At 71.0% G+C, this 6217-nt stretch carries 7 protein-coding genes; 4 read left to right on the top strand and 3 right to left on the bottom strand.

The window, feature by feature from the left end; translation table 11 throughout:
* From MZTS_RS24175 to MZTS_RS24165, 3 genes are all read right to left on the bottom strand, one after another.
* The coding region (locus MZTS_RS24175; RefSeq protein ID WP_192285839.1) for a tryptophan 7-halogenase at nucleotides 1-467 on the bottom strand (467 nt) is incomplete at its 3' end.
* Between the two features lie 28 nt (nucleotides 468-495).
* Complete coding sequence (locus tag MZTS_RS24170; protein ID WP_009866313.1) at nucleotides 496-1134, bottom strand: AAA family ATPase; 639 nt, start codon at nucleotides 1132-1134, stop codon at nucleotides 496-498.
* Nucleotides 1131-2144: a methyltransferase gene (locus MZTS_RS24165; RefSeq protein WP_009866312.1), complete on the bottom strand. Its 1014-nt coding sequence runs from the start codon at nucleotides 2142-2144 to the stop codon at nucleotides 1131-1133. Before MZTS_RS24165 ends, MZTS_RS24170 begins: the two co-directional genes overlap by 4 nt.
* Nucleotides 2145-2189: 45 nt before the next feature.
* Here MZTS_RS24165 and MZTS_RS24160 point away from each other — a divergent pair, with 45 nt between their 5' ends.
* From MZTS_RS24160 to MZTS_RS24145, 4 genes are all read left to right on the top strand, one after another.
* Nucleotides 2190-2339 (top strand): hypothetical protein, encoded by a 150-nt coding sequence (locus MZTS_RS24160; RefSeq protein ID WP_192285841.1) that lies wholly within the window; start codon nucleotides 2190-2192, stop codon nucleotides 2337-2339.
* Nucleotides 2340-2569: 230 nt separating this feature from the next.
* Nucleotides 2570-2872, top strand: coding sequence for a DUF3467 domain-containing protein (locus tag MZTS_RS25565; protein WP_192285835.1), 303 nt, complete (start codon nucleotides 2570-2572; stop codon nucleotides 2870-2872).
* An 81-nt stretch (nucleotides 2873-2953) separates the two neighbouring features.
* Nucleotides 2954-4840 carry an efflux RND transporter periplasmic adaptor subunit gene (locus tag MZTS_RS24150; protein ID WP_192285833.1) on the top strand — a complete coding sequence of 629 codons (1887 nt, stop codon included), beginning with the start codon at nucleotides 2954-2956 and terminating at the stop codon, nucleotides 4838-4840.
* An 11-nt stretch (nucleotides 4841-4851) separates the two neighbouring features.
* A partial coding sequence (locus tag MZTS_RS24145; RefSeq protein ID WP_192285831.1) for a M50 family metallopeptidase occupies nucleotides 4852-6217 on the top strand: 1366 nt, incomplete at its 3' end.

Genomic DNA, 6217 nt, shown 5'->3' with positions numbered 1-6217 from the left:
CTGATGGCGGCCTCGGGGCGGGGGCCGCGCCCCGAGGCCGCCATCAGCGCCTGGGGCGCGTAATCCGCATAGGCCCCGGCCTCCGCCCCGGCGCCGTCCTCGCGCAGCTTCATCCAGTAATGGAACAGGTCGCGGCCGGCGATCCGGGGGCCGCAGGCGCCGAAGGGATGCCAATGCCCCTGCCCGGCCGCGAACCACTCGTCGAAGCGGCTGGCGAGGCGGTAGGTCGCGCCGCAGCGGCGCATGAAAATCGCCTCGTCGAGGCCGAAGCTCTTCAGGAAGCGGGTCAGGGACGGGCGGGTCGCGAGCGCCCCGGAGGGCTCCGCCCCCGGAGCCGGCCCGACCAGGGTCACCGTCCAGCGGGCCCGGCGCAGCACACGCCTCAGATAGGCGGCGGCGAGCCAAGCGGCGGGACCGCCTCCGGCGATGACGAGGCGCGGCGGCGCGGAGCGATCGGACCCAAACATCGACAGGAGGCTCCGCGAGGAAGGCCCGTCACGCCGTCCGCGGCGTGAGGGCGTCGGGAAGATCGGACAGGATGGCGGCGAGATACTCGGCGAGCGTCCCGGCGGCGAGGATCCGGTCGGCCCCCGGCCGGATGCGCGCGCGCTGGAGCGCGTAGGTCGGGTGCAGAAGGCTGTCGTAGCGGCCGAGATAGGCGTCGAGGGCGCCGAGCAGGGCCGGCGCCGCGGCCGGATCCTGCCGCGCCTCCCCGGTGAAGCTGCGCAGCTTGCGCGCCAGCGCCACGTCGAGGGGCAGATCGAGCCAGACGAGATGGTCGATCTGTGCGCCGGTTCCGGGATGGGCCCGGCCGAGGAGGGTGTCGAGGACGATCACCGGCCGGCCGCCGCGCCGTGACGGGCGCAGGATGCCGCCGCGCTCCCGGTCCGGCACCGGTTCACCGCGCCGCAGCCGCGCGAGATCCTCCGCGAGACCCGGCACCGGCACCTCGTCGAGGGCGGCTCCGCGCCGGAGCCACTCCGCGACCCGCTCGGGCGGCCAGCCGGTGATCTCCTCATAGGCGTCGTAGGACAGCACCGGCGCGCCGCCGAGGCGTTCCGCGAGGGCGCGCGACAGGGTCGTCTTCCCGCTGCCCGGCGGCCCGGCCACCGCGAGGACGAAGGGGGCGCTCACGGCGCACCACCGGGCTTGCGCGCCACGATCAGGTGAAACGGCGTCTCCAGGTCGAGACGCCGCACGGCGAGATCGACGAAGCCCAGATCCGTCAGCACCTCGGCATAGAGGTCGACGTCGCGGAAGAACGGCTGGAACACGAGGTCGGCGGATCGGACATAGCCGGGCGCGCGCTCCCGCAGGGGCATGGGCGCGCGCTCGTAGATCACGAGGCGTCCCCCCGGCATCAGAGCCTGCCCGGCACGGTCGAGCAGGGCCCGCGCCTCCTCCGCCGGCCAATCGTGCAGGACGGACTTGAACGTCACGAGGTCGTGTCCCTCCGGCAGCGGATCGCGCCGCATGTCGCCCGGCAGGAAGGCGACCCGCGCGCCCTCGGCCCGTCCCGCGAGGTTTTCGCGGCCGAGGGCGCAGACCACGGGCAGGTCGAACACCGTGGCGGCCAGGGCCGGCGCGCGGCGGCAGGCCTGGGCGGCGAACTCGCCGCTGTTCCCGCCGAGATCGAGCAGCCGCCGATGCCGGGCGGGCTCGATCCGGTCGAGGCAGGGGCCGGCCTCGTAGCGGGTCAGGCAGGTGGTGTAGGAGACCCAGCGCCGGGTCGCCTCCAGGTTTTCGGGGCTGAGCTCGAAGCAGCGGTCGTAGCGGAACAGCTCGAAGGTGCGCGAGGCCGCCATGAAGGCGGGCAGCTCCGCAACGAAGGCGGGGAAATGCCGGCGCAGATCCTCGGCCGCGGCGGCGGCGAAGGCGAGCTTGGCCTCGATCAGGTCGCGGCAGGGCAGCACGGCGCGGAAAGCCTCGCTGAGCCCGATCCGCCCCGGCGCCGGCTCCACCGCGATGCCGGCCCCGACGAGGAGGCCGGCCAGACAGTCGAATTGCGGGGCGGCGATGCGCAGATCGGCGGCGAGCCCGGCGGCGGCGGTATCGGCACGGCGCGCCAAGCGGTCGATCAGGCCGGATTCGAGGGCAAAGACCAGGGCCTGCGCGGCGGCCTCGCTGTCGAGGAAGCGGTCCACGCGCGGGAAACCCGGCGCCGGCTCCTCCGCAGCAAGGCTTGGACGATGCCTGTCCTCCGCCATCAGCGCGAAGCCGGATGGGCGGCGCGAGAAAGCGCGCCGGAAGATCTCGATTGGACAGAAAACCTGAAATTGAGACGCTGGATCAACTCAATTTTGATCGTGGCCATTGTCGCCGCCACATTCCATTCGTGATCGAATCGCACAAACCGTGCAATAGCTCCTATCGCCGTGTGTGCCATAAATGCAAGGCAACTTGGATTCGCTGGCGCCGCAAGGCAAGCCGCCGTTCAAAGGCGGCTTTAGTCGTGGCATATCTTGACAAGGACTTGGGCCTCTCGATCCGCGCCGGCATTGGCCTCGCGGCAAATCTCGAAGGCCCGAGGCGATATCGCGCCGTCGATGGCGCAACCGGGGGAAGAGTCGTGAGCGAGAGCAGTGGGGCCAAGGCCGGTGCCGGCGATCAGGTGCGGGCGATCGAGTGGCGTGAGGACAACATGGCGACGCAGTTCGCCAATGTCGTGAACGTGCAGGGGACCCGCGAGCAGGTGGACCTGTTCTTCGGCACCAACCGGACCTGGAATCTCGCCCAGACCGAGAGCGTGGTGGTCGATCTCTCCAACCGCGTGATCCTCACCCCCCTGGCGGCCAAGCGCCTCCATTCGGTCCTCGGCGGCGTGCTGGCCGAGTACGAGAACCGGCACGGGCGCCTCGACCTCGACGCCTGAGCCTTTCCAAACGACGAACGGCCCGCCCAGGGCCGTCACGAATGAGAACCTAGAGCGCCGTCGCGAAGGAAGCCGGGGGTCATGAGCGAGCGTTTGGCGGCGGAGGGCGTATCCGCTTCGGGCCCGGCGGCGCGCCTCTCCCTGCTGGAGCCGGCCCTCTGGCAGATGCTCCAGAGCTCCGAGACCCTCCAGGCGGCGGCCGAAGCGTGGCTCACGCTGCAGGCGCCGATGCTCGGCTCGCCGCAGGCCTGCGTGCTGGTGCCGGGCACCTCGGTGGGCCTCGCGCCACTGGCGGTGTTTCCGCCCCAGACCGAATGCGAGATCGGCCTGCGCGAGACCGCCGAGGCGGCCCTGCGGGAGAACCGGCCGGTCGTGCAGGCCATGGCCGATCAGGATATCTCGCCGGTTGCGGGCCCGTCGGGAGCGGGCGCCTGGATCGCCCTGCCCCTGGTGCTGGACGGCGAGCGCTTCGCCGTCACCGCCTTCGCCCTGGGCAGCCGCGACAAGGACGAGCTGCGCAGCGCCATCCGACAGGTGCAGTGGGGCAGCGCCTGGCTCGTCGCCAAGCAGGCCGAGCTGATCGGGCGCGGCGAGCGGCGGACCTTGGCCCGGTCCCGCTCCGTCCTCGACCTGCTGGCCGGCGTCTTGGAGCAGACGCGCTTTGCCGCCGCCTGCACCGCCGCGGTGACGGACCTCGCCATCACCTTCTCCTGCCAGCGGGCGGCGATCGGCTTCATGCGGCGCGGACATGCCCGGATCGCGGCGATCTCCCATTCGGCCCAGTTCGGCCGCGAGATGAACCTCGTCCGCCGGCTCGGCGCCTGCATGAACGAGGCGGTCGACCAGCGCAGCCTGATCCTGTTTCCCGCCCCCGAGGACGAAGCCACCGTCACCACCGCCCATGCCGACCTCGCGCGCCTGCAGTATGGCGGCCGGGTTCTGACCGTGCCGATGCTCGTCGACGACCGTTTCGTCGGCGCCATCACCCTGGAACGCTCCGGGGATCAGCCCTTCAGCCTGGAGACGGTGGAGCAGGTGAGCGCCGCCGCCGCCGCCATCGGCCCGGTGCTCGAAGAGAAGCGGCAGAACGACCGCTGGCTCGTGCTGAAGGCGGCCGATGCGGTGATGGGCGGCGCGCGGCTGCTGTTCGGACCGAACCGGACCGGCCTGAAGCTCGGCCTCGTCGCCGTCCTCGCCACCATCCTCGCTTTGTCGGTGATCGAGACCGATTACCGCGTCACCGCCGATGCCCGCGTCGAGGGATTGGTGCGCCGCTCCGTGGTCGCCTCCTATGACGGCTATCTGAAGACCGCCGAGCACCGGGCCGGCGACACCGTGCGCAAGGGCGACCTCCTCGCCGCCCTGGAGGACCGGGATCTCGCCCTGGAACGCCTGCGCTGGGTGACGGAGCGCCAGCAGCGCACCTACGAGTACGACAAGGCGCTGGCCACCCGCCAACCGGCCACGATCAACGTGGTCAAGAGCCAGATCGACCAGGCGGATGCGCAGATCCGCCTGCTGGACGAGCAGATCGCGCGTTCGAAGTTCACCGCCCCCTTCGACGGGCTGATCGTCTCCGGCGACCTTTCCCAATCCATCGGCGGCGCCGTGACCCGCGGGCAGGTGCTGTTCGAGATTGCCCCGCTCGACAGCTACCGCGTCGTGCTCAGCGTCGACGAGCGGGTCATCGCCGATCTGCGCGAGGGCCAGACCGGGCACATGCTCGCCACCTCCCTGCCGGACCAGCCGCAGGCGCTGACGGTGCAGACGATCACCCCGGTGGCCGAGGCCAGGAACGGCCGCAACCTGTTCCGGGTCGAGGGACGGATCGCCGACGGCGCCACCCGGCTGCGGCCGGGCATGGAAGGCATCGCCAAGGTCGATGTCGACCGGCGCCTGCTCGCCTGGATCTGGGCCCGGCCCGTCGTCGATTGGGTGCGCCTCGCCTTCTGGCACTGGTGGCCGTGAGGGAGTGAGGCATGTCCCAGTCCCTGTTCAGCCAGTCATGGTATCGGGTCGCGGGCTTGCGACCGCGGCTGCGCCGTCACGCCGAGATTCACCGGCAGAGCTTTCGCGGCGAGATTTGGTACGTCCTTCAGGACCATCAGACCGGGCGCTTCCACCGGCTCTCCTCGGCCGCCAACCTCATCCTCTGCCTGATGGACGGGCGCCGCACCCTGCAGGAGGTGTGGGAACTCGCCGCCCGCCGCAACGAGGACGACCCGCCGACCCAGGACGACACGATCCGCCTGATCTCGCAGCTCCACGGCTCGGACCTGCTCCAGGGGGACCTGCCCCCGGACCTCGCCGAACTGGCCGAGCGCTCGGAGACCACCGCGCGGCGCACGCTGATCGCCCGGGTGAAGAACCCGCTGGCCCTGCGCCTGCCGCTGTTCGACCCCGACGCGCTGCTCGACCGGCTGGCGCCGTTCTACCGGCCGATCTTCTCGGCCTGGGGCCTCGCGGTCTGGCTCGGCGTCGTGGTGTCCGGCCTCGTGGTGGCCGCCCTGCACGGGCGCGAGCTGACCGGCGACGTCGCGGGCCAGATGCTCTCGGCACAGAACGTCGCGCTGATGATGTGCCTCTACCCCGTCATCAAGGCCCTGCACGAGGCGGGACATGCCTGCGCCGCCAAGGCCTGGGGCGGCGAGGTGCACGAGGTCGGGATGATGCTGCTCGTGCTGCTCCCGGCGCCCTATGTCGACGCGTCGAGTTCGGCCGCCTTCCCGAGCAAGTGGCAGCGGATGACGGTGGCCGCCGCCGGCATCTTCGTCGAATTGTTCCTGGCGGCCCTGGCCGCCATCGTCTGGGCTTTGGCCGAACCGGGCCTCGTGCGGGCGGCGGCCTTCAACGTGATGGTGATCGGCAGCGTCTCGACGCTGCTGTTCAACGGCAACCCGCTGCTGCGCTTCGACGGTTACTACATCTTCGCCGACCTGATCGAGATCCCCAATCTCGGCTCGCGGGCGAACCGCTATTTCTTCTACCTGATCGAGCGTTACCTTCTGAAGATCGAGGGCGCCACCAGCCCGGTCACCGCGCCGGGCGAGCGACCGTGGCTGCTGCTCTACGCGGTCAGCTCCTTCATCTACCGTACCACCGTCTCCATCGCGATCGCGAGCTTCATCGCCACCCAATACTTCGTCTTCGGCGTGCTGCTCGCCCTGCTGGCGCTGGCCGGCACGGTCGTCAGCCCGCTGGTGAGGGGTCTCAAGTTCATCCTGACGGACCCGAAGCTGAACCGGCATCGCGGCCGGGCGGTGTTTCTCACCAGTGCCGCGGCGGGCGCGGCCTTCGCGATGCTGTTCGTGGTCCCCCTGCCCTACACCACCATGGCGCAGGGCG

The organism is Methylorubrum zatmanii (assembly GCF_014845115.1).
Taxonomy (GTDB): Bacteria; Pseudomonadota; Alphaproteobacteria; order Rhizobiales; family Beijerinckiaceae; genus Methylobacterium; species Methylobacterium zatmanii.
Note: the sequence above shows the minus strand (reverse complement) of the source record. Positions and strands in the feature narration are given on the sequence as shown.

What these genes read in the sequence shown, in the direction of transcription:
- MZTS_RS24160 (WP_192285841.1), top strand. Translation starts at nt 2,190, where the DNA reads ATGCCTGTCCTCCGCCATCAGCGCGAAGCCGGATGGGCGGCGCGAGAA.
- MZTS_RS24150 (WP_192285833.1), top strand. Translation starts at nt 2,954, where the DNA reads ATGAGCGAGCGTTTGGCGGCGGAGGGCGTATCCGCTTCGGGCCCGGCG.